The sequence below is a fragment of the Mesorhizobium sp. M2E.F.Ca.ET.209.01.1.1 genome (assembly GCF_004010375.2).
Classification (GTDB): Bacteria; Pseudomonadota; Alphaproteobacteria; order Rhizobiales; family Rhizobiaceae; genus Mesorhizobium.
Genome location: NZ_SADP02000417.1, coordinates 1 through 372, shown reverse-complemented (window position 1 = coordinate 372; position 372 = coordinate 1). Strand labels below are relative to the sequence as shown.

Sequence of the window (372 nt, the reverse complement as noted above, 5' to 3'; positions counted from 1 at the left end):
GCCGAGCCGATCTTCCGCAGATATGGCGGCAGGCCGCACTGGGGCAAGATGCACAGCCTGAAAGCGGCCGACCTGAAAAAGCTTTATCCGCGTTGGGACGATGCGATTGCGGTGCGCCGCGACATCGACCCGCACAACCGTTTCGTCTCGCCCTATATCGCCGATCTCTTCGGCATCGACCAATGAAAGCCTATTTCGCCTCGCTTTCGGATGCGCTGAAGCAGGCGGGCATCTTCCAACCCTGCCTGCTGCTCGACCGCGACCGGCTGGACAGCAACATCGCCCTGGTGAAGCAAAGGCTCGATCCCCGCCTCGCCGTGCGGCTGGTCGACAAGTCGCTCGCTTGCCTGCCGTTGCTTGCCCATATCGGCA

At 62.4% G+C, this 372-nt stretch carries 1 protein-coding gene and 1 pseudogene; both read left to right on the top strand.

What is annotated here, in order from left to right; all coding sequences use genetic code 11:
* On the top strand, window positions 1-186 hold a 186-nt coding region (locus tag EN852_RS36260; RefSeq protein WP_281407839.1), incomplete at its 5' end, for a D-arabinono-1,4-lactone oxidase.
* Window positions 183-372: pseudogene (locus EN852_RS36255) on the top strand (DSD1 family PLP-dependent enzyme); the annotation flags it as partial. The gene EN852_RS36260 and the pseudogene EN852_RS36255, both read left to right, overlap by 4 nt.